General features: G+C 73.2%; 20 protein-coding genes and 1 tRNA gene. 20 read left to right on the top strand and 1 reads right to left on the bottom strand.

Annotated elements, in window-relative coordinates; translation table 11 throughout:
- Positions 1-87: 87 nt before the first annotated feature.
- From GPA02_RS17110 to GPA02_RS17015, 20 genes are all read left to right on the top strand, one after another.
- Positions 88-162: transfer RNA gene (locus GPA02_RS17110), tRNA-Val, on the top strand.
- 122 nt (positions 163-284) lie between these two features.
- A complete protein-coding gene (locus GPA02_RS17105; protein WP_156201656.1) occupies positions 285-1,337 on the top strand; it encodes an alcohol dehydrogenase catalytic domain-containing protein in 1,053 nt (350 codons plus the stop codon).
- Between the two features lie 255 nt (positions 1,338-1,592).
- Positions 1,593-3,620: a threonine--tRNA ligase gene (gene thrS / locus GPA02_RS17100; protein WP_156201655.1), complete on the top strand. Its 2,028-nt coding sequence runs from the start codon at positions 1,593-1,595 to the stop codon at positions 3,618-3,620.
- Positions 3,617-4,198 carry an HIT family protein gene (locus GPA02_RS17095; protein ID WP_240134114.1) on the top strand — a complete coding sequence of 194 codons (582 nt, stop codon included), beginning with the start codon at positions 3,617-3,619 and terminating at the stop codon, positions 4,196-4,198. Before thrS ends, GPA02_RS17095 begins: the two co-directional genes overlap by 4 nt.
- The gene (gene pgsA, locus GPA02_RS17090) at positions 4,185-4,820 is read left to right on the top strand and encodes a phosphatidylinositol phosphate synthase (RefSeq protein WP_156201654.1); all 636 of its coding nucleotides are present in this window, start codon (positions 4,185-4,187) and stop codon (positions 4,818-4,820) included. Before GPA02_RS17095 ends, pgsA begins: the two co-directional genes overlap by 14 nt.
- Positions 4,817-5,779, top strand: a complete 963-nt coding sequence (locus tag GPA02_RS17085) for a phosphatidylinositol mannoside acyltransferase (RefSeq protein WP_156201653.1) — start codon at positions 4,817-4,819, stop codon at positions 5,777-5,779. Before pgsA ends, GPA02_RS17085 begins: the two co-directional genes overlap by 4 nt.
- Complete coding sequence (locus tag GPA02_RS17080) at positions 5,779-6,957, top strand: glycosyltransferase family 4 protein (RefSeq protein WP_275689734.1); 1,179 nt, start codon at positions 5,779-5,781, stop codon at positions 6,955-6,957. Before GPA02_RS17085 ends, GPA02_RS17080 begins: the two co-directional genes overlap by 1 nt.
- Complete coding sequence (locus GPA02_RS17075; protein WP_156201652.1) at positions 6,954-7,547, top strand: LemA family protein; 594 nt, start codon at positions 6,954-6,956, stop codon at positions 7,545-7,547. The genes GPA02_RS17080 and GPA02_RS17075 overlap by 4 nt, the downstream gene beginning before the upstream one ends.
- Positions 7,548-7,609: 62 nt before the next feature.
- A complete protein-coding gene (locus GPA02_RS17070) occupies positions 7,610-8,935 on the top strand; it encodes a PrsW family intramembrane metalloprotease (protein WP_156201651.1) in 1,326 nt (441 codons plus the stop codon).
- Between the two features lie 169 nt (positions 8,936-9,104).
- Positions 9,105-10,040 carry a pyridoxal 5'-phosphate synthase lyase subunit PdxS gene (pdxS, locus tag GPA02_RS17065; protein WP_156201650.1) on the top strand — a complete coding sequence of 312 codons (936 nt, stop codon included), beginning with the start codon at positions 9,105-9,107 and terminating at the stop codon, positions 10,038-10,040.
- Entirely contained in the window at positions 10,037-10,597 is a 561-nt protein-coding gene (locus GPA02_RS17060; RefSeq protein ID WP_240134113.1) for an NUDIX hydrolase, read from the top strand. The genes pdxS and GPA02_RS17060 overlap by 4 nt, the downstream gene beginning before the upstream one ends.
- Complete coding sequence (gene pdxT / locus GPA02_RS17055) at positions 10,594-11,259, top strand: pyridoxal 5'-phosphate synthase glutaminase subunit PdxT (protein WP_156201648.1); 666 nt, start codon at positions 10,594-10,596, stop codon at positions 11,257-11,259. The genes GPA02_RS17060 and pdxT overlap by 4 nt, the downstream gene beginning before the upstream one ends.
- Positions 11,260-11,292: 33 nt before the next feature.
- A complete protein-coding gene (locus GPA02_RS17050) occupies positions 11,293-12,060 on the top strand; it encodes a YebC/PmpR family DNA-binding transcriptional regulator (RefSeq protein WP_156201647.1) in 768 nt (255 codons plus the stop codon).
- A 630-nt stretch (positions 12,061-12,690) separates the two neighbouring features.
- Complete coding sequence (gene ruvC, locus GPA02_RS17045) at positions 12,691-13,290, top strand: crossover junction endodeoxyribonuclease RuvC (protein ID WP_156201662.1); 600 nt, start codon at positions 12,691-12,693, stop codon at positions 13,288-13,290.
- 51 nt (positions 13,291-13,341) lie between these two features.
- Positions 13,342-13,947, top strand: coding sequence for a Holliday junction branch migration protein RuvA (gene ruvA, locus GPA02_RS17040; protein ID WP_156201646.1), 606 nt, complete (start codon positions 13,342-13,344; stop codon positions 13,945-13,947).
- Entirely contained in the window at positions 13,940-14,992 is a 1,053-nt protein-coding gene (ruvB, locus tag GPA02_RS17035; protein ID WP_156201645.1) for a Holliday junction branch migration DNA helicase RuvB, read from the top strand. Before ruvA ends, ruvB begins: the two co-directional genes overlap by 8 nt.
- Before the next feature lie 95 nt (positions 14,993-15,087).
- Complete coding sequence (locus GPA02_RS17030) at positions 15,088-15,519, top strand: preprotein translocase subunit YajC (protein ID WP_156201644.1); 432 nt, start codon at positions 15,088-15,090, stop codon at positions 15,517-15,519.
- 42 nt (positions 15,520-15,561) lie between these two features.
- A complete protein-coding gene (gene secD, locus GPA02_RS17025) occupies positions 15,562-17,658 on the top strand; it encodes a protein translocase subunit SecD (RefSeq protein WP_240134112.1) in 2,097 nt (698 codons plus the stop codon).
- Entirely contained in the window at positions 17,655-18,761 is a 1,107-nt protein-coding gene (secF, locus tag GPA02_RS17020; protein ID WP_420809373.1) for a protein translocase subunit SecF, read from the top strand. The genes secD and secF overlap by 4 nt, the downstream gene beginning before the upstream one ends.
- Positions 18,762-18,820: 59 nt before the next feature.
- On the top strand, positions 18,821-21,151 hold the full coding sequence (locus tag GPA02_RS17015; protein ID WP_156201642.1) for a RelA/SpoT family protein: 2,331 nt from the start codon (positions 18,821-18,823) through the stop codon (positions 21,149-21,151).
- Between the two features lie 61 nt (positions 21,152-21,212).
- Here the strand turns inward: GPA02_RS17015 and GPA02_RS17010 are convergent.
- A partial coding sequence (locus GPA02_RS17010; RefSeq protein ID WP_156201641.1) for a DUF349 domain-containing protein occupies positions 21,213-22,552 on the bottom strand: 1,340 nt, incomplete at its 5' end.

The raw sequence follows: 22,552 nt of genomic DNA, 5'->3' as shown, positions 1-22,552 counted from the left end.
AGGTCGGCTCGCGCGGCGTGTGTCGGCGACACCCGCAGCCGCTGGTAACATCGGTGCTCGCCCCGTCGGGGCACCGGCTTCACACCCGGGCGATTGGCTCAGTGGTAGAGCGCCTCGTTCACACCGAGGAGGTCACTGGTTCGAACCCAGTATCGCCCACCACCCGCGAGCGCAGGCCGTGTCGAGACCCTCGACCGCCTGCGCTCTCGTCGTCTCCGGGCCGGCTTCCGGCGCCGTCGCCACGCACGGCACGCGCGGGCCGCCGCGCTCCGTAGGCTGGCCCCGTGCGCGCGGTCGTCTACGACACCCCCGGTGGTCCCGTCGAGGTGCGCGACGTGCCGGAGCCCGCCGCGCCGGAGGGCGGCGTCGTCGTCGAGGTGCACGCGACCGGGCTGTGCCGCAGCGACTGGCACGCCTGGGCGGGTCACGAGGACGTGCCCCTGCCGAACGTGCCCGGGCACGAGCTCGCGGGCGTCGTGGTCGAGGTCGGCGAGGGCGTGCAGCGGTGGCGGCCCGGCGACCGGGTGACGGTGCCGTTCGTCGAGGGCTGCGGCCGCTGCGAGTGGTGCGCGTCGGGCGACGCCCAGGTGTGCCCCGACCAGCAGCAGCCCGGCTTCACGCACGCCGGCTCCTTCGCCGAGCTCGTCGCGCTGCACGCCGCCGACACCAACCTCGTCCGCGTGCCGCACGGCGTGAGCATGGTCGCGGCCGCCGGCCTCGGGTGCCGGGTCGCGACGGCGTACCGCGGCCTGGTCGGCCGAGCCGGTCTGCGGGCGGGGGAGTGGGTGACCGTCGTCGGCGCGGGCGGCGTCGGGCTGTCGGCCGTCATGATCGCCGCGGCGCTCGACGCGCGCGTGGTCGCGCTCGACACCAACCCGGCCGCGCTCGCCGAGGCGCGCACGCTCGGGGCCGAGCACACGGTCGCCGTCGACGACGGCGCCGGGCCGTCCGACGTCGCCGCGGAGGTCCAGCGGCTCACCGGCGGCACCCACGTCGCCGTCGACGCGATCGGGTCCGAGCGTGCGGCGAGCACCGCGGTCCTGTCGCTGCGGCGCCGCGGCCGGCACGTCCAGATCGGCCTCCTGCCCCCGCTGCCCGACCACCCGCGCATCCCGATGGACCGGGTCCTCGCCTGGGAGCTCGACGTCCTCGGCAGCCACGGCATGGCGGCCGCCGACTACCCGGGCATGCTCGAGCTCGTCCGCACCGGCCGGCTGCGCCCGCAGCGTCTCGTCCGCCGGGTCGTCTCGCTGGCGCAGGCGGCCGAGCTGCTCCCTGCCATGGAGCACGCGACCCACGCCGGGGTCACGGTGGTCGAGCCCGGGCTGCCGACGTGAGCCTCGTCACGGTCCGCGACGCCACGACCGAGGAGTCGACGCGCTGCCCGACCCCGCCGGTGCCACACTGCGCCGGTCGGCGGGGTTCGCCGAGGGTCGGCACCCCGCACCAGGGCGGCCACACGCTCGGCCGCCACGTCGACGTGCTCCGCCCGCAGCGCCTGGTGGGCGCACCGCGAGCCTCGGTGCCGCCCGGGGCCGCGGGCTGACTACCATCGAGGCGTCCGTCATCCACCCCCACGCGAAAGTGGCCCCGTGACCCTCCCTGAGCAGACCCTGTCCGTCGCCGGAACCCCGCAGTCGGTCCCCGCGGGCACGACGGGCACGGACCTGTTCGGCACGGACAAGTCCGTGGTCGCGGTCCGGGTCGACGGCGTGCTGCGCGACCTCGACACCGTGCTCGACGGCGCCGAGACGGTCGAGCCCGTCACCATCGACTCCCCGGACGGCCTCGACATCCTGCGGCACTCCACCGCCCACGTGCTCGCGCAGGCGGTGCAGCAGGTGAACCCCGATGCGAAGCTCGGCATCGGCCCGCCGATCACCGACGGCTTCTACTACGACTTCGACGTCGAGCAGCCGTTCCAGCCGGAGGACCTCAAGAAGCTCGAGAAGGCGATGCAGCGCATCGTCAACACCGGCCAGCGGTTCCGCCGTCGCGTCGTCACCGAGGAGGAGGCGCGCGCCGAGCTCGCCGACGAGCCGTACAAGCTCGAGCTGATCGGCCTCAAGGGCGCCGGCGGGGACGCGAGCGCCGCGGCCGAGGGCGCGGGCGCCGAGATCGGTGCCGGCGAGCTGACCATCTACGACAACGTCGCGCGCGACCGCGAGGGCAACGAGGTCGTGGCGTGGAAGGACCTCTGCCGCGGCCCGCACCTGCCGACGACCAAGCTGATCGGCAACGGCTTCCAGCTGATGCGCAGCGCCGCCGCCTACTGGCGCGGCAGCGAGAAGAACCCACAGCTGCAGCGCATCTACGGCACCGCCTGGCCGACCAAGGACGAGCTGCGCGCGCACCTCGAGCGGCTCGCCGAGGCCGAGCGGCGCGACCACCGCAGGCTCGGCGCCGAGCTCGACCTGTTCTCGTTCCCCGACGAGATCGGCTCCGGCCTCGCGGTCTTCCACCCCAAGGGCGCGATGATCCGCATGGAGATGGAGGACTACTCGCGCCGCCGCCACGTCGAGGCCGGGTACTCGTTCGTCTCCTCGCCGCACATCACCAAGGCGAAGCTGTTCGAGACCTCCAAGCACCTCGAGTGGTACGCCGAGGGCATGTACCCGCCGATGCGGCTGGACGCCGAGTACCACGAGGACGGCACGCTCAAGCGCGAGGGGCAGGACTACTACCTCAAGCCGATGAACTGCCCGATGCACAACCTGATCTTCGACAGCCGGGGGCGCTCCTACCGCGAGCTGCCGCTGCGGCTGTTCGAGTTCGGGACCGTGTACCGCTACGAGAAGTCCGGCGTCGTGCACGGCCTCACCCGTGCGCGCGGCTTCACCCAGGACGACGCGCACATCTACTGCACCCGCGAGCAGATGCGCGACGAGCTGGCGTCGCTGCTCGGCTTCGTGCTCGACCTGCTGCGCGACTACGGCCTCGACGACTTCTACCTCGAGCTGTCGACCCGCGACCCGGAGAAGTCGGTCGGTGACGACGCCACCTGGGAGGAGGCGACCCGCACGCTCGAGGAGGTCGCGCTGGCCTCCGGGCTCGAGCTGGTACCCGACCCGGGCGGCGCGGCGTTCTACGGCCCGAAGATCTCGGTGCAGGCCAAGGACGCGATCGGACGCACCTGGCAGCTGTCGACGATCCAGCTCGACTTCTTCGAGCCCGAGCTGTTCGAGCTCACCTACACCGCGCAGGACGGCAGCCGGCAGCGCCCGGTCATGATCCACCGCGCGCTCTTCGGGTCGATCGAGCGGTTCTTCGGCATCCTCGTCGAGCACTACGCCGGCGCGATGCCGCCGTGGCTGGCGCCCGTGCAGGCGCTGGCGGTGCCGGTGGCCGAGCCGTTCAACGACTACCTGGCCGACGTCGTCGCGCAGCTGCGTGCCCGGGGCGTGCGTGCCGAGCTGGACGACTCCGACGACCGCTTCAACAAGAAGATCCGCAACGCGACCACGCAGAAGGTGCCGTTCGTGCTCATCGCCGGTGGCGAGGACGCCGAGGCCGGTGCGGTCTCGTTCCGGTTCCGGGACGGCACCCAGCGCAACGGGGTGCCGGTCGCCGAGGCCGTGGAGCTCGTCGTCTCCGCGATCGCCGACCGGGTGCAGGTGTGACCGGGGCAGGCGCCACCGAGACCCCGGACGGCTTCCCGCGCGAGGCCGACGGCTACGAGCGGCTGTGGACGCCGCACCGGATGGTGTACGTCGACGGCCCTGCGAAGGTCACCAGCACCACGGAGCGGGAGTGCCCGTTCTGCACGGGTCCGCGCGGGCCCGACGCCGACGCGCTGATCGTGCACCGGGGTCGCACCTGCTTCGTCGCGCTCAACCTGTTCCCGTACAACCCGGGCCACCTGCTGGTGTGCCCGTACCGGCACGTGCCCGACCTCACCACGATGACCGCCGCGGAGCGGGCCGAGGCGATCGAGCTGGTCACGACCGGCATCGAGGTGCTGCGGGCCGCCAAGCGGCCGACCGGCTTCAACACCGGCATGAACACCGGCGAGGGCGCGGGCGCCGGCATCGCCGGCCACGCGCACCTGCACGTCGTGCCGCGGTGGGACGGCGACGCGAACTTCCTGCCGATCATCGCGCGCACCAAGGCGCTGCCGGAGCTGCTGGGCGACACCCGCGAGCAGCTCGCCGCGGCGTGGCCGACCGGGGGAGAGGAGAGCGCCGATGGTCCTCGGTAACCGGGGTCGCGGCTTCTCCAGCACCGTGTTCGGGCCGCTGGCGCGGCTGCTCGTGCGGTGGCGGGTCTCGCCCGACGCCGTCACGGTCGCCGGCACCGTGGCGGTCGTGGCCGCGTCGCTGACACTGCTGCCGAACGGTTACCTGGTCGCGGGTGCGCTCGTGCTCGGCGTGCTCGTGCTCACCGACTCGATCGACGGGATCATGGCGCGCGAGGTCCACGGCGACACGCCGCGGCCCTACGGCGAGTTCCTCGACTCCACGCTCGACCGGTTCTCCGACGGTGCGATCTTCGCCGGCCTCACGCTGTTCTTCGTGCTGCGCACCGACGGCGCGACCCGCACCTGGGGCGTCGCCGCCGCCGTCGGGTGCCTCGCGCTCGGCGGCCTCGTCTCCTACGCGCGCGCCAAGGCGCAGGCGCTCGACGTCGTCGCCAAGGTCGGCATCGCCGAGCGCGCGGACCGGCTGATCGTCGCGCTGGTGGCGACCCTGCTGGTCGGGCTGGGGCTGCCCGAGGCGGTCCTCGTGGCCTCGCTCGGCCTGCTCGCGCTCGCCAGCCTCTGGACCGTCGGGCAGCGCATGCGGGTCGTGCGGCACGCGCTGGTGGGGGAGCGCGCCCGGTGAACGCCGGACGGCTGTTCCTGCTCGCGTGGCGCTGGGTGCCGCGGCTGCCCGGCGGCCTGGTGCGAGCCCTCTTCGACGTCGTCGCGGTCGTCGCGCACACGCTGCGGGTCAGCGGCGTCCAGCAGCTGGAGCGCAACCTCGCCCGGCTCCGCCCCGACCTGCGCGGACGCACGCTGCGACGCACCTCGCGCGCCGGCATGCGCACCTACATGCGCTACTACGCCGAGGCGTTCCAGCTGCCCGGCATGACGTCGGAGCAGATCGGGGCGCGCGTGCGCGCCGAGAACATCGAACCGGTCGTGCGGGGGCTCGCCGAGGGTCGGCCGGCGGTCGGCGCCCTCACCCACAGCGGCAACTGGGACCTCGCGGGTGCGTGGTTCGTGCAGCGCCACGGCGGCGTGCTGACCGTCGCCGAGACGCTGGAGCCGGAGGAGCTGTTCCGGCAGTTCGTCGACTTCCGCGAGGGGCTCGGGCTGCGCATCGTGCCGTTCGCGCCGGGCACCGGGGTGTTCCGCCGGCTGCTGACGGGGATGCGGTCGCCGACGTCCTTCGTGCCGCTGCTGGCCGACCGGGACCTCAGCCGGCAGGGCCTCGAGGTCGACGCCGCGGGCCACCGGATGCGCGTGGCGCCGGGGCCCGCCGCCCTCGCCCTCGCCGGCAAGGTGGACCTGTACTCGGTGTTCCTGCGCCACGAGCGGCTGCACGGCGACCGGCGCCGGCGCGCAGGCAGCCCGTGGGGCGTCGTCATCACCTTCAGCGACCCGATCCCGGTGCCGGAAGGCCCGCGCGAGGAGGCCGTGCAGGCGATGACGCAGGCCTGGGTCGACCACCAGGTGGGCCTCATCCAGGCCTACCCCGAGCACTGGCACATGCTCCAGAAGGTGTTCACCGAGGACCTGGACGCCGAGCGGCTGGCGCGCGCCTCGGCGGGCGCCATGGCGCCGGACGAGGAGGGCTGATGCCGGCGAGCACGCTGCGCGTCGGCCTGGTGAGCCCGTACGCCTGGGAGGTGCCGGGCGGCGTCAACTTCCACATCCGCGACCTCGCGGAGCACCTGACCGCGCTCGGGCACGAGGTCTCGGTGCTCGCGCCCGCGGACGACGAGGCCGAGCTGCCGCCGTACGTCACGCCGGCCGGGAGCACCGTGCCGGTCAGCTACAACGGCTCGACGGCGCGACTCGCGTTCGGGCCGATGGTCGCCCGCCGAGTGGCGCGCTGGCTCAAGGAGGGCGACCACGACGTCGTCCACATCCACGAGCCGATCGTGCCCTCGGTCGGCCTGATCGCGCTGCGCAGCGCGACCGCGCCGGTCGTCGCGACCTTCCACTCCTCGCAGGAGCGCTCGCGCGCGATGATGATCGCGAACCCGCTCGTGCGCCCCGGCCTGGAGCGCATCAACGCGCGGATCGCGGTGTCGGAGGACGCCCGCCGGACGCTGGTCGAGCACCTGGGCGGCGACGCCGTCGTCATCCCCAACGGGGTCGACGTGCAGCGGTTCGCCGACGGCAGGCCCGACCCCCGCTGGCAGGGCACCCCGGAGCGGCCGACGATCGCGTTCCTCGGCCGGCTCGACGAGCCCCGCAAGGGGCTGCAGGTGCTGCTGGGCGCGATCCCGGAGCTGCGCCGTCGCCACCCCGGTGCCCGGGTGCTGGTCGCCGGCCGCGGCGACCTGGACCGCGCGCTGGACGAGGCCGGGCTGACGCGCGACGACGTCGAGCACCTCGGCGAGATCAGCGAGGGGGACAAGCTCGCGCTGTTCGCCTCGGTCGACGTGTACGTGGCGCCGCAGACCGGCGGCGAGTCGTTCGGGATCGTGCTCGTCGAGGCGATGAGCGCGGGAGCCGCCGTCGTCGCGAGCGACCTCAACGCGTTCCGGGCGGTGCTCGACGACGGCGCGTCGGGTCGGCTGTTCCGCACCGGCGACCCCGCCGACCTCGCCCGGGTCCTCGGCGAGGCCCTCGACGACCGGGACGGCACGCGCGCGCTCGTCGAGCACGCGCGCACCGCGGTGCGCCGCTACGACTGGAGCGTGGTCGCGGCCCGCGTGCTGGACGTGTACGCCATGGTCACGCAGGCGCCGGCCGACGAGGACGGCCTGCTCACCCGGTTGCTGCGGGGCTTCCGGAGGGACGAGTGAGCGCCGCCGAGATCACGCTCGTCGCGGTCGGGGTCCTCGCACTCGTCGCGGTGGTGCTGGTCAACCTCGCGCAGCGGGTGGACCGGCTGCACCGCCGGGTGGTCGGGTCGCGCTCGACACTCGAGGCGCAGCTGGTGCGGCGCGCGGAGGCCGCCGCCGAGCTCGCGGCCGCGGACGCGCTCGACCCGGCCTCCGCCGTCATCGTGGCCGAGGCCGCCTGGGCGGCCGCCGTGCACGCGCCCCGGCTCGTGGGCGGGGAGGACGGCGACCTGGCCGACACCGGCGTCGAGCGCGGGCTGGTGGAGTCGGAGCTGACGATCGCGCTGCGCGCCGCCCTGGGCGACGCCGAGGACCTGGCCGAGCTGCGCGCCGACCCGGCCGGTGCTGCGCTGCTCGAGCGGCTGGAGAGCACCTGCTACCGGGCGCAGCTCGCACGCCGGTTCCACAACGACGCCGTCGTCGCGACGCAGCAGCTGCGCCGCAACCCGCTCGTGCGGCTGTTCCGGCTCGCCGGCCGCGCCGCGATGCCGGTGACCTTCGAGATGGACGACGAGGTCTTCGGCGGCGCCCCGCCCGCCACCGGTTCCTGAGCGGCCCGCCACGCTGCCGTGCCGACGGCGGCCGGTTGCGCGTTCGCCCTAGAGTGTTCGCCATGTCGAGCCCCTACCCCGGCACACCGTCGTCCGCGAGCGGCCCGTACCAGCAGCCGCCGGCACCGGGTCCGACCCAGCCTCCCGGCGGCCCGCAGCAGCAGCTCACCTACCCGCCCGCCTACCGGCCCGGCGGATTCGCGCCGTCGCCGGCGGACTGGGGGTCGATGAACGCCGCGACCGCGCCGCCGCCGAACACCACGGGCCCGATCGAGCAGGTCTGGGCAGGCGGCCAGCGCGTCAGCAACCGGCCGATCCTCAACCTCGTCGCGATCGCCGTCGGGGCGCTGGCGATGATCGTCGTGCTCGTCATCGTCATGCAGCAGACCGGCGTCGGCCCGACGACGGCCGGGTTCGTGCTCGCGCTCGTGCCGCTCACGATCGTCCTCGCGGGCGTGCTGTGGCTCGACCGCTGGGAGCCCGAGCCGAAGATCCTGCTGCTGGTCGCGCTGCTGTGGGGCGCCGGCGTCTCGACGCTGTCGTCGCTGTTCGTCAACACCGGCATCACCCAGTGGATCTACGACAGCACCGGTGACGCGCGCGGGGCGAACATGCTCGGTGCCGTCGTGGTGGCGCCGGTGGTCGAGGAGGTCTTCAAGGGCCTCGGGGTGCTGCTGCTGTTCCTCGCGCGCCGCCAGCACTTCGACGGCCCGGTCGACGGCGTCGTCTACGCCGCGACGGTCGCGGCGGGCTTCGCGTTCACCGAGAACATCCTCTACTTCGCCCGCAGCGCCGACCTCGTCTGGGTCGTGTTCGTCATGCGCGGCCTGTTCTCGCCGTTCGCGCACCTGATCTTCACCGCCTGCATCGGCATCGCGATCGGCATGGCGGCGCGGTCCCGCAAGAGCACCGCCGTCTTCCTCGCGTTCCCCGTGGGCCTCGTCGGCGCCATGGGTCTGCACGCGCTGTGGAACGGCTCGGCCTCGCTCGGCAACCAGTTCCTGTTCATGTACGTCGTCGTGCAGGTGCCGCTGTTCATCTCGGTGATCGTGCTGATGGTGTGGCTGCGCCGGCAGGAGGCCGAGGTGATCCGGGCGCGGCTCGGCGAGTACGCGCAGGCGGGCTGGTTCGCACCGCACGAGGTGCAGATGCTCTCCTCGATGCGGCTGCGCAGCCAGGCGCGCACGTGGGCCGCCGGCTACGGCGAGCGGGCCAAGGCGGCGATGCGCAAGTACCAGCGCGACGCGACGTCGTTGGCGTACCTGCGGCAGCGGCAGCTGACCGGGCGTGCCGAGCTGCGCGCCTCGCAGAGCGAGCACGAGCTGCTCAACGAGATCCAGAAGGACCGCCACACGTTCACGGTGTCCGCTCAGGGCCGGCTGCAGTAACCGCGCCGTCCCAGCAGGAGGACGGCGTGCCGGCGCGGGCCGGCCGGGGCACGCGTCCGGTCGTAGACTGCTGCCGTCGCGACGCCGCGTGTGCGGCAGCGGTACCCGCGTGCTCGGGGGCACGGGTGCCGTCCCGCGCCCCAGCCACCACGTCGAACGAGGTCCCACCGTGTCCGAGGCCCAGACCACCACCGCGCCGTCCGAGAACGGCTCCAGCGGACAGCCGAGCGTCGGCACCGCGCGCGTCAAGCGCGGCATGGCCGAGATGCTCAAGGGCGGGGTGATCATGGACGTGGTCACGCCCGAGCAGGCCAAGATCGCCGAGGACGCCGGCGCCGTCGCGGTGATGGCGCTCGAGCGGGTGCCCGCCGACATCCGCGCGCAGGGCGGCGTGTCGCGCATGAGCGACCCCGACATGATCGACGGGATCATCTCCGCCGTCTCGATCCCGGTGATGGCGAAGGCCCGTATCGGGCACTTCGTCGAGGCGCAGGTGCTGCAGAGCCTCGGCGTCGACTACATCGACGAGTCCGAGGTGCTGACGCCGGCCGACTACGCCAACCACATCGACAAGTGGGCGTTCACGGTCCCGTTCGTGTGCGGCGCGACCAATCTCGGCGAGGCGCTGCGGCGCATCACCGAGGGTGCGGCGATGATCCGTTCGAAGGGTGAGGCGGGCACCGGTGACGTGTCGAACGCGACGACCCACATGCGGTCGATCCGAGCGGAGATCGCGCGCCTGACCTCGTTGCCCGAGGACGAGCTGTACGTCGCGGCCAAGGAGCTGCAGGCGCCCTACGAGCTGGTCGTCGAGGTCGCGCGCACCGGCAAGCTGCCGGTCGTGCTGTTCACCGCGGGCGGCATCGCGACCCCGGCCGACGCCGCGATGATGATGCAGCTCGGCGCCGAGGGCGTGTTCGTCGGCTCCGGCATCTTCAAGTCCGGCAACCCCGCCGAGCGGGCCGCCGCGATCGTGCAGGCGACCACGTTCTACGACGACCCCGACGTCATCGCCAAGGTGTCCCGCGGTCTCGGTGAGGCGATGGTCGGCATCAACGTCGACGACATCCCGGTCCCGCACCGGCTGGCCGAGCGCGGCTGGTGAGCTCGACTCTCGGGCCGGAGTGGGTCAGGGGCGCCGACGGGAGGTACTTCCGCACCGCGGCGCGGGTGCTGCTGATCGACGAGCACGACCGGGTCCTGCTGGTGCGCGGTCACGACGTCGACCGGCCGGAGCGGTCGTGGTGGTTCACGATCGGGGGCGGCATCGACCGCGACGAGCGACCCGAGGACGCCGCGGTCCGTGAGCTGGCCGAGGAGACCGGGCTGAGCATCGACGTCTCCGACCTGGTCGGGCCGGTGCTCACACGCAGCGCGATCTTCGACTTCGAGCGCGAGCACGTGCGCCAGGACGAGGTCTTCTTCGTCGCGCGCATCCGTGACGCCGGCGAGCTCAGCCGGGACGGCTGGACCGCCGTCGAGCGCTCGTTCATGGACGAGATGCGGTGGTGGTCGCCCGCGGATCTGCGCGAGGTCGACATCGAGGTGTTCCCGGCCGAGCTGCCCGAGGTGGTCGAGCACCTGCTCGACGGCTGGGACGGCACCGTGCGGCACCTGGGGCTGCAGGACGACGACGCCACCGGAGAGGCGGTGCCGCAGTGAGCGGGCGCACGCCCGTCGTGGGTGTGCTCGCGCTGCAGGGCGACGTGCGCGAGCACGCCGCGGCGCTGCGCGCGTGCGGCGCCGAGGTGGCGCTGGTGCGGCGACCGGAGGAGCTGGGCGCCGTCGACGGACTGGTGCTGCCGGGCGGGGAGTCCACGACGATCGACAAGCTCCTCCGGCGGTTCGGGCTCATGGAGCCGCTGCGCGCCCGCATCGCCGACGGGCTGCCGGTGTACGGCTCGTGCGCGGGGATGATCCTGCTGGCGGACCGGATCGCGGACGGCACGGCCGACCAGCAGACCGTCGGCGGGCTCGACGTGCTGGTGCGCCGCAACGCCTTCGGGCGACAGGTCGACAGCTTCGAGGAACAGCTGCACGCACCGGCCCTGGGAGCGGGTCCCGACGACCCACCGATGACCGCCGTCTTCATCCGCGCGCCCTGGGTCGAGGAGGTCGGTCCGGGCGTCGAGGTGCTCGCGACGGTCTCGACCGGCCCGGCGGCGGGTAGGATCGCGGCCGTCCGCCAGGGTGCGCTCATGGCGACCGCGTTCCACCCCGAGATCAGCTCGGACGTGCGCGTGCACAGGGCTTTCCTGAGGTCCGTCGCCGCAGCGATCGCCGACCGAGCCGCGACGGGCGCGACGTCGCCGGCGCAGCCCTGACGACGCACAGCAGACGAACGAGAGCGAGCTTCAATGTCCGGTCACTCCAAGTGGGCCACGACCAAGCACAAGAAGGCGGCCATCGACGCCAAGCGCGGCAAGCTGTTCGCGCGCCTCATCAAGAACATCGAGGTCGCGGCCCGCACCGGCGGCGGTGACCCCGCGGGCAACCCGACGCTCTACGACGCCATCCAGAAGGCGAAGAAGTCCTCGGTCCCCGCGGACAACATCGACCGCGCCGTCAAGCGCGGCTCCGGCGCCGAGGCCGGTGGCGCCGACTACCAGACGATCATGTACGAGGGCTACGCGCCCGGTGGTGTCGCCGTGCTCGTCGAGTGCCTGAGCGACAACCGCAACCGTGCGGCCTCCGACGTGCGGGTCGCGTTCACGCGCAACGGCGGCTCGCTCGCCGACCCCGGCAGCGTGTCGTACCTGTTCAACCGCAAGGGCGTCGTCATCGTCCCGAAGTCGGGCGAGAACGGCAGCGTCGACGAGGAGACCGTGCTCGACGCCGTCCTCGACGCCGGCGCCGAGGAGGTCAACGACCTCGGGGAGAGCTTCGAGGTCGTCAGCGAGGCCGGCGACCTCGTCGCCGTCCGCACCGCCCTCCAGCAGGCGGGCATCGACTACGACTCCGCCGAGGCGCAGTTCCTGCCCTCGATGGAGGTCGAGGTCGACCTCGAGGGCGCCCGCAAGGTCATGCGCCTCATCGACGCCCTCGAGGACAGCGACGACGTCCAGAACGTCTACGCCAACTTCGACGCCTCCGACGAGATCCTCGCCGCCCTCGACGAGGAGTAGGAAGCCGGTCGGCCGGGCGGGTCGCTCGGCCCGGTCCGCGCCGGGCTGCGGTGCCGACCCCGGCGCTGCGCGCCTACGTGGTGCCTCCTGCTGCGGTGCTTGCGTGCCGTTCTGGTCGATTCGGTACGCCGTGGGGCCGTTCCGCGGTGCATTCGTAGCCCACGTGGTCGGTTCTGCACGCGGCGCCGGCTCGCCGGCCGTGGTGACTGTGCCGTGGTCGCCCGTCTGATCCGGACATCGAGCCGGCCCGGTCCCGCTGCGCGGTGCATGCGTGCCGCTGCGGTCGATTCGGTACGCGGTGGGCGTGCTTCGTCGTGCATTCGTGGCCCCGGTGGTCGGTTCTGCACGTGGAGGCAGGGGAGGCGCGGGTCGAGACCGCGGCGGTCGCCCGCGCGAGTGCGGAGCTGGGGACCGGTTCGTTGCCTGGTGCATGCGTGCCGTTGTGGTCACTTTCGTACGCCGTGGGTGTCTCTCGTGGTGCATTCGTGGCCCGGGCGGTCACGTATGCACGGGAAGCCGAGAGCGTGCGGCCGGTGACTCTGCAACCGCACCCGCACCCAGCACCGCTCACCGTCCCGCATGTCGCTCGTCAGCGCGACGGCCCTCGCCTGACACCCTGGGCGGGTGAGCGTGCGGATCCTCGGCGTCGACCCGGGGCTGACCAGGTGCGGGCTGGGCGTCGTGGAGACGCTGCCCGCGCGAAAGGTGCGGCTCGTCGCGGTCGACGTCGTGCGCACCGACGCGGACCTGGCACCCGAGCAGAGGCTGCTGCGCGTGGCCGACGCCCTGGACGCGTGGATCGCGGAGCACCGCCCGGACGCGGTCGCCGTCGAGCGGGTGTTCGCCCAGCACAACGTGCGCACCGTGACCGGCACCTCGCAGGTCGCCGGGCTCGCGATGGTCGCCGCGACGCGCGCCGGGATCCCGGTCGCGCTGCACACCCCGAGCGAGGTGAAGGCCGCCGTCACCGGCAGCGGCCGCGCCGAGAAGGCGCAGGTGCAGGAGATGGTGCGGCGCATCCTCGGGCTCGCCGAGCGCCCGTCGCCCGCCGACGCCGCCGACGCCCTCGCGATCGCCATCACCCACGGCTGGCGCGGTGAGGCCACCGTTGTGCCGCTGGCAACCGCAGGTACAGCCGCGGGTCCCACCGCCGCCCAGCGCGCCTGGGCGGAGGCCGCCGCCGGCAGCACGGCCCGCGCCCAGGCGGCGCGTCGCCGCCTCGCCCGCTGACCGACCCGGGTAGCCTGTCGCACAGATGTTCGGCTGCTGGGAGGAGAGCGCGTGATCGCGCACGTGCGGGGCGTCGTCGAGCACATCGGGCTCGACAGCGCCGTCATCGACGTCGGCGGGGTCGGCTACCTCGTGCACGCAACCCCGGGCACGCTCGCCACGCTGAGGCTCGGCGCCACCGTGACGCTGCCGACCTCGATGATCGTCCGCGAGGACTCGATGACGTTGTTCGGGTTCGCCGACGCCGACGAGCGGGACGTCTTCGAGACCCTGCAGACCGTCAGCGGCGTCGGCCCCCGGCTCGCGCTGGCGATGCTCGCCGTGCACACCCCCGACGGGCTGCGCACCGCCGTCGCGAACGAGGACCACAAGGCGCTCGTCAAGGTGCCCGGCATCGGCGACAAGGGCGCGAGGCGCATCCTGCTCGAGCTGGGGGACCGGCTCGGCCCCGCGCTCGGCGGCGGCACCCAGGCTGCGCCCGCGGCCGCGGGCAGCCGCGCCGACGTCGTCGCCGCGCTCGTCGGCCTCGGCTGGCCCGCCAAGCAGGCCGAGGCGGCCACCGACGAGGTGATCGAGGGCGGCGCCGTCGACGCCGAGGACACCGGCGCGGTGCTGCGCGCCGCGCTCCAGCTGCTGGGAGGCGCACGCCGTGGCTGATCGACCCGACGCCGACGAGCTCGCCGCCGACGAGCAGCTCCTCGATGCCCAGGTCCACGACCCGGAGCGCGCCGTCGAGGCCGCGCTCCGCCCGCGCCGCCTCGCGGAGTTCATCGGCCAGCGGGTCGTGCGCGACCAGCTCTCGCTCGTGCTCGACGCCGCGGCCGCGCGCCGACGTCCGCCCGACCACGTGCTCATGGCCGGCCCGCCGGGCCTCGGCAAGACCACGCTGGCGATGATCATCGCCGCCGAGGTCCAGGGCGCGCTACGGCTCACCTCCGGCCCCGCGGTGCAGCACGCGGGCGACCTCGCGGCGATCCTGTCCTCGATCAACGAGGGCGACGTCCTCTTCATCGACGAGATCCACCGGCTGGCGCGGCCCGCCGAGGAGATGCTCTACCTCGCGATGGAGGACTTCCGCGTCGACGTCGTCGTCGGCAAGGGCCCGGGTGCCACGGCGATCCCGCTGTCGCTGCCGCCGTTCACCGTCGTCGGCGCCACCACGCGCGCGGGGCTGCTGCCCGCGCCGCTGCGCGACCGGTTCGGCTTCACCGCGCACCTCGACTTCTACTCGGTCGCCGAGCTCGAGCAGGTGCTGCACCGCTCCGCCCAGCTGCTCGACATCGTGCTCGACGCCGACGCCGCCGCCGAGATCGCCTCCCGCTCGCGCGGCACGCCGCGCATCGCCAACCGGCTGCTGCGCCGCGTGCAGGACTGGGCGGAGGTGCGTGGGCACGGCCGCGCCGACCTGGCCGCCGCGACCGCGGCGCTGGAGGTCTTCGAGGTCGACGAGCGCGGTCTCGACCGTCTCGACCGCGCGGTCCTGCGGGTGCTGTGCGAGCGCTTCGGGGGCGGCCCGACCGGGGTGTCGACGCTCGCCGTCGCCGTCGGGGAGGAGCCCGAGACGCTCGAGTCGGTCGCCGAGCCGTTCCTCGTCCGCGAGGGGCTCATCGCCCGCACGCCGCGAGGCCGTGTGGCGACCGACGCCGGGTTCGCCCACCTCGGTCTGACGCCCCCGAGCTCGCAGACGCCGCTCTGGAGCTGACACCGCCGCACCAGCGCGGCGGTGCGGTCCGCGGGGCACCGGGCCCCGTGACGTAGACTCGCCCGCAGCCCAGACCCCCTCACGAACGGTTCTTCATGGACATGGCGGCGGCCGCGAGCAGCGGCGGTGGCAGCAGCAGCTTCCTTCTCATCTTCATGGTGCTCGCCGTGGTGGCGCTGTTCGTCATGAACAGCTTCGCCCGCAAGCGCCAGGCGAAGGCGACCGAGTTCCGCAGCACCCTGCAGCCTGGCCAGCAGGTCATGACGGCCGCCGGCATGTTCGGCACCGTGACCGCGGTCGACGGCGACAAGGTCACCCTGGTGAGCTCCGGTGGCCAGGAGTCGGAGTGGCTGCTGGCGGCGATCGCCAAGCTCGTCGAGGACCAGCCGAGCGCCGAGGAGGCGGAGGACGACGCCGTCGAGCCCGCCGCGGCCGACGACCCGACGAGCCGCTACATCGCCGACGCGGCCGACGTGCCTCCGACCGACCTCGGCCCCGACGGCCGCCGGGACGAGACGACCCGCTGAATCACGCGCGCACCCGTGCGCCTGCTGGAGAGTTGACGATCAGTGCCCCCACGTAACCCGTCGTCCGTCGTGCGCCCGTGGCGCACCCTGGCGCTCCTCATCACGCTCGTGGCCGTGGTGTTCGGCACCCTCGCCGCCGGCGTGCGCTGGTCCGACGCGTCCTGGACGCCGAACCTGGCGCTCGACCTCGAGGGCGGCACCCAGATCATCCTGGAGCCACAGGTCGAGGGTGGCGGTCAGCTGACCGCCAGCGACATCGACCAGGCGATCGAGGTGATCCGGCAGCGGGTCGACTCCTCGGGCGTCGCCGAGGCGGAGATCACCAGCCAGGGCGGTCAGAACATCGTCGTCGCGCTGCCCGGCCAGCCCGACGAGTCCACGCTCGACCTCGTCCGCCGCAGCGCGCAGACCCGCTTCCGGGTGCTGCTCGCCGAGGGTGCGCCGGAGCCGGTCGACCCGGCGATGCTGACACCCGAAGACGGCTCTGACGGCACCGACGGCACCGAGGACGCCGACGGCACGGACGACCCCGTCGTCGGCGGAGAGGGCACCGAGGAGCCCGACACTGCCGAGCCGGGCGGCGACGTCACCGAGGTGCCGACCGACGGCACCGAGGGCACGACCGACGGCGCGGGGCTGCCGGGCACGGGTGTCGGCGGCGCGACGAGCATGGCCCGCCCCCTCGAGCCGACCGAGCCGACCGACGAGGACGCCACGGGCACCGAGGGCGAGGACGCCGGCGAGGAGGCGACCGAGGAGCCGTCGACCACCGCGCCGCAGGACCTCGAGGAGGCCGCCTTCCAGCTGGCCGACGCCGACGGCGACGGCGAGCTGTCCGACGAGCCCGCGACCGAGCCGACCAGCGCGAGCGACCAGGCGTGGGTCACCGAGCAGGTCGCCTTCGACTTCTACGTGCTCGACTGCACCGACCCGGCGAACCGCATCGGTGGCGGCGGCGACGACCCCGACGCGCCGCTCGTCACGTGCGCCCAGGACGGCACCGCCAAGTACATCCTCGGCCCGGCCGAGCTGGAGGGCACCGACATCGCCTCGGCGACCTCGGGTCTGCGCACGAACGACCAGGGCCAGGTCCTCAACGACTACGCGGTCTACCTGGACTTCACCGCCGAGGGCGGCCGGATCTTCAACGAGGTGACGACCCGGCTCGCCACGCTGACCGGTACCGGCCAGAACCGGTTCGCGATCGTGCTGGACACCCTCGTGATCTCCGCGCCCCAGGTCGAGGAGGCGATCCCGAACGGCGAGGCGTCGATCACTGGCAGCCCCGGCAACGGCTTCACGCAGCAGGAGGCCGCGACCCTGGCCAACCAGCTGAGCTTCGGCGCGCTGCCCATCAACTTCACCGTGCAGTCGGAGGAGCAGATCTCGGCCACGCTCGGCAGCGAGCAGCTGCAGCGCGGGCTGCTGGCGGGCCTCATCGGCCTGCTGCTGGTCGTGCTCTACTCGCTCCTGCAGTACCGCGGGCTCGCGCTCATCACCGTCCTGAGCCTGGTCGTCGCCGGGGCGCTGACGTTCGGCGTCATCGCGGTGCTGTCGTGGCTGCAGGGCTACCGGCTCTCGCTGCCCGGTGTCGCAGGTCTGATCGTCGCGATCGGCATCACCGCCGACTCTTTCGTCGTCTACTTCGAACGCATCCGCGACGAGGTGCGCGAGGGGCGCCGGCTCGACGCCGCCGTCGACCAGGGCTGGAAGCGCGCCCGCCGCACGATCCTGGCGTCCGATGCCGTGAACCTGCTCGCCGCGGTGGTGCTGTACTTCCTCGCGGTCGGTGGCGTGCGCGGCTTCGCGTTCACGCTGGGTCTGACGACGATCATCGACCTCGTCGTCGTGTTCCTCTTCACCCACCCGACGATGCAGCTGCTCGTGCGCACCCGCTTCTACGGGGGCGGGCACCGGTTCTCGGGTCTCGACCCCGAGCACCTCGGTGCCTCCGCCGCCCCTGCCTACCGTGGCCGCGGGTCGTTCCGCAGCCCGGCCGAGCGCGAGGCGCGCGGCGGCACGATCGCCGAGCGGCGCGCCGCCGCGGCCCGGGCGGCCGCAGCCGATCGAGACGATGCCGACGGCGGTGACGCCGACGACCTGGTGGGCACCGGCAACACGGCCAAGGAGGACCGCTGATGGCCAGCTTCGCCCAGTTCGGCAACGAGCTCTACTCCGGCAAGCGCAGCTACGACATCGTCGGGCGGCGCCGGCGCTGGTTCATGATCAGCGCGGTGCTGCTGCTGCTCTCCGTCGTGCTGCTGCTCACCCGGGGCCTCAACCCCGGCATCGAGTTCCGCGGCGGCTCCGAGTTCATGATCTCCGGCACGGCGATCACCGACCAGCAGCCCGCGCACGACGCGCTCGCCGAGGTCGCCCCCACCCAGGAGGCGCGGGTCTCGACGGTCGGCACCAACGCCGTCCGGGTGCAGACCGAGGAGCTGACGGACGAGGAGACCACCGAGCTGCGCGAGCTGCTCGCCGAGGCCTACGAGGTCGACGTCAACGACGTCACGGCGTCGTTCGTCGGCCCCACGTGGGGCCAGAGCGTCACCAACAAGGCGCTGCGCGGCCTCGTGATCTTCCTCGTGCTCGTCACGGTCGTGATGGCGCTCTACTTCCGGCGCTGGACCATGGCTGCCGGCGCGCTCGTGGCGCTGCTGCACGACCTGGTCATCACCGTGGGTCTCTACGCCGGGGTCGGCTTCGAGGTGACACCCGCGACCGTCATCGGGTTCCTCACGATCCTCGGGTACTCGCTGTACGACACCGTCGTCGTGTTCGACAAGGTGCGCGAGAACACCGAGGGCGTGCTCGACCAGAGCCGCTACACCTACGCCGAGGCGGCCAACCTCGCCGTCAACCAGACGCTGGTGCGCTCGATCAACACCTCGGTGCTGGCGGTGCTCCCGGTGGCATCGATCCTCTTCGTGGGCGCGTTCCTGCTCGGCGCCGGCACGCTGCGCGACATCGCGCTGGCGCTGTTCATCGGCATGATCGTCTCGACCGCGTCGTCGGTGTTCATCGCGGCGCCGGTCGAGGTTGCTCTCCGCGGCCGCAACCCGGCCGTGCGCGAGCACACGGAGAAGGTGATGGCGGCGCGGGAGCGGCGTGCCGCCGAGGCCGCCGCGAGCGGTGAGGACCCCGAGGCGGCGCTGGCCGACGCCCGCCCGGGCGGTCTCGTCGCCGGTGCGCACCTGGGCCAGCGGGCCCAGCCGCGCCGCAAGCGTCAGCGCCGCTGATCGGCCGCCGGTAGCGGGCGCGGCGTGGTTCGACCGCGCCCGCCGCCTATCATCGATGCATGGCCGAGGAGACCGCGGTCGGCACACCCGCCGACCAGAGCCCACCGACGGGCTCGCGCGTGCGCTCGGCCCTGGTCTGGCTCGGCTCCCGGGGCGCCCACGCCTCCTCGCCGGCCATCGAGCCGGTCGTCCGGGCCGTGCGGGCCAACCACCCGCGCGCGGAGACGGCGCTGATCGAGCGGGCCTACGTCGTCGCCGAGCAGGCGCACCGCGGCCAGCTCCGCAAGAGCGGTGACCCCTACATCACGCACCCGGTCGCCGTCGCGACCATCCTGGCCGAGCTGGGCATGACGCCCCCGACGCTGGCGGCGGCCCTGCTGCACGACACCGTCGAGGACACCAGCTACTCGCTCGAGCAGCTGCGCGCCGACTTCGGCGACGAGATCGCCGGCCTCGTCGACGGCGTCACCAAGCTCGACAAGGTGACGTACGGCGAGGCCGCGCAGGCCGAGACCGTGCGCAAGATGGTCATCGCGATGGCCCGCGACATCCGGGTGCTCGTCATCAAGCTCGCGGACCGCCTGCACAACGCGCGCACCTGGAAGTACGTCTCGCCCGCCTCGGCGCAGCGCAAGGCGCGCGAGACCCTGGAGATCTACGCCCCGCTGGCTCACCGGCTGGGCATGAACACGATCAAGTGGGAGCTCGAGGACCTCTCGTTCGCCACGCTCTACAGCAAGGTCTACGACGAGATCGTGCACCTGGTGGCGGAGCGCGCCCCGGCGCGCGAGGAGTACCTCGGGCAGGTCCGCGACCTGGTGCTCGAGGACCTCAAGACCGCGAAGATCAAGGCGACGGTCACCGGCCGGCCCAAGCACTACTACTCGATCTACCAGAAGATGATCGTGCGCGGCCGCGACTTCGCCGACATCTACGACCTGGTCGGGCTGCGGGTGCTCGTCGACACGGTGCGCGACTGCTACGCGGCGCTCGGTGTGATCCACAACCACTGGAACCCGGTTCCAGGGCGGTTCAAGGACTACATCGCGATGCCGAAGTTCAACATGTACCAGTCGTTGCACACGACGGTCATCGGCCCCGGCGGCAAGCCCGTCGAGATCCAGATCCGCACGCACGACATGCACCGCCGCGCCGAGTACGGCGTCGCCGCGCACTGGAAGTACAAGGAGTCGGCGAAGGCCGTGGCCAAGAGCCCGACCGAGGTCGACGACGCGATGCCGTGGCTGCGGCAGCTGGTCGACTGGCAGCAGGAGACCGCCGACCCCGGCGAGTTCCTCGACTCGTTGCGGTTCGAGATGTCCGGCGCCGAGGTGTACGTCTTCACGCCGAAGGGCGACGTGCTCGGCCTCCCGGCCGGCTCGACGCCCATCGACTTCGCCTACGCAGTCCACACCGAGGTGGGTCACCGCACCGTCGGCGCCCGCGTCAACGGCCGGCTGGTGCCGCTGGAGTCGACGCTGGAGAACGGCGACACCGTCGAGGTGTTCACCTCCAAGGCCGAGGGCGCCGGCCCCAGCCAGGACTGGCTCTCGTTCGTCCGCAGCCCACGGGCCCGCAACAAGATCCGCCAGTGGTTCACCAAGGAGCGGCGCGAGGAGGCGATCGAGGCCGGCCGGACGCTCATCGCCAAGCAGCTGCGCAAGCAGAACCTGCCGATCCAGCGGATCCTCAACCACGACACGCTCGTCGCGCTGGCCGACGAGATGCGCTACGCCGACGTCTCCGCGCTGTACGCGGCGGTCGGCGAGGGGCACGTCTCGGCCGCCAACGTCGTCAACCGGCTGGTCGCGTCGCTCGGCGGCGAGTCCGGGACCGAGGAGGACCTCGCCGAGGCGACGACGCCCGGTCGCCCCAGCCCGCGCGCCCGGCACGGCAGCCCTGCGATCGTCGTCAAGGGCATGGAGGGCGCCGACACGCTCACCAAGCTCGCGCGCTGCTGCACGCCCGTGCCCGGCGACGACATCGTCGGCTTCGTCACGCGCGGCTCGGGCATCTCGGTGCACCGCAGCGACTGCGCGAACGTCGAGTCGCTGCGCCAGCAGCCGGAGCGGATGCTCGAGGTCGAGTGGGCGAAGGACGTCAGCTCGATGTTCCTCGTCCAGATCCAGGTCGAGGCGCTCGACCGCAACGGGCTGCTCTCCGACGTCACCAAGGTGCTGTCGGACAACCACGTCAACATCCTGTCGGCGAACGTGGCGACGACGCGCGACCGGGTCGCGCTGTCCCGGTTCGTGTTCGAGATGGCCGAGCCCAGCCACCTCGGCCACGTGCTGAGGTCGGTGCGTCAGATCGACGGCGTGTTCGACGTCTTCCGGCTCACGGGCGCCAAGAACCAGCTCGCGCCGCCGCCGCTCGAGGACGAGGACTGACCCGAGCGCGCGGGCGCGCCGGGGTTCCCGACGTCGCGGTACGACGCCGGGAGCCTGTCGGTCAGCGTGCCTCGCGTGCCGCGCGCAGCGCCTGGTCGAGGAACGCGCGCTGCGCCTCCAGGGCCTCGGTGGCGCTGCGGATCTTGCTCTCGTTGCCGGTGCGCTGAGCCTTGGCGAGATCGTCCTCGAGACGCTCGATCGAGGCCTGCAGCTGCGCGGCGAAGCCCTCAGCACGCACCCGCTTCTGCGGGTTCGAGCTGCGCCACTCGGCCTCCTCGGCGTCGCGCACGGCCTTCTCGACCGCGCGCATCCGCGCCTCGGTGCGCTGCATCGCCTCGCGCGGCACCTTGCCCGCCGCGTCCCAGCGGTCCTGCAGCGCGCGCAGCGCCGCGCGGGCCGACTTGACGTCGGTGACCGGCAGCAGCTTCTCCGCCTCCGCGAGAATCTCGTTCTTGACCTCGAGGTTGGCGGCGTAGGCGGCCTCGGTCTCGGCGTTCTGGGCGTTGCGGGCCGCGAAGAACACGTCCTGGGCGGCGCGGAACCGGGCCCACAGCGCGTCGTCGTCCTTGCGGGCGGCGCGGCCGGCACGCTTCCACTCGTCCATGAGCTCGCGGTAGGCCGCGGTGGTCGGCCCCCAGTCGGTCGAGTGCTGCAGCGCCTCGGCGCGCGCGATCAGCTCCTCCTTGACCGCCTTGGCGCGCTTGTGCTGCGCGTCGAGCTCGGCGAAGTGGGTGCGTCGGTTGCGGTCGAAGGTGCTGCGCGCCTTGGAGAACCGCTTCCACAGCGCGTCCTCGTCCTTGCGGTCGAGTCGCACGCCGCTGCGCTGCGCGGTCTTCCACTGCTCGAGCAACGTGCGCAGCTCCTCGCCCTGCGCCTTCCACTGCACGCGGGCGGGGTCGATGGCCGCGATGGCCTCGGCGCGCTCGACGATCGCGGTGCGCTCGGCCAGCGCCTGCGCGCGGGCGGCCTCGCGCTCGGCCGCGAGCTGCCGCTTGCGCTCGGTCGCGCGCTCGGTGAGCTCGGCGAGGCGGGTGCGCAGCCCCTCCAGGTCGCCGACGGCGGCCGGCTCCTCGAGCGCCGCGGTCAGGTTCGCGACCGTGGTGTCGATGTCGCGGCCGTTGAGCTGCGGCAGCCGCGCCTCGAACAGCGCGACCTGCGCCTCGAGGTCGAGGTAGCGGCGGATGTAGAGGAGGATCGCCTCCTCGGCCGGCGCGTCCGGGAACTGACCGACGACACGCTCGGTGCCGCGGTCGGTCACGTAGACCGTGCCGTCGGCGTCGACACGGCCGAACTGCGCGGCCGCGGTGACGAGCGCCGGGTCCAGCGGCGCCTCCGCGACCGCGGGCACGGCGGGTGCTGCCGGGGCGGCGGGCGCCGCCGGCGCCGCGGCGGGGCGGGGGA

The sequence above is a fragment of the Actinotalea caeni genome (genome assembly GCF_009733795.1).
Taxonomy (GTDB): Bacteria; Actinomycetota; Actinomycetes; order Actinomycetales; family Beutenbergiaceae; genus Pseudactinotalea; species Pseudactinotalea caeni.
This window is presented reverse-complemented; position numbering and strand designations above follow the sequence as displayed.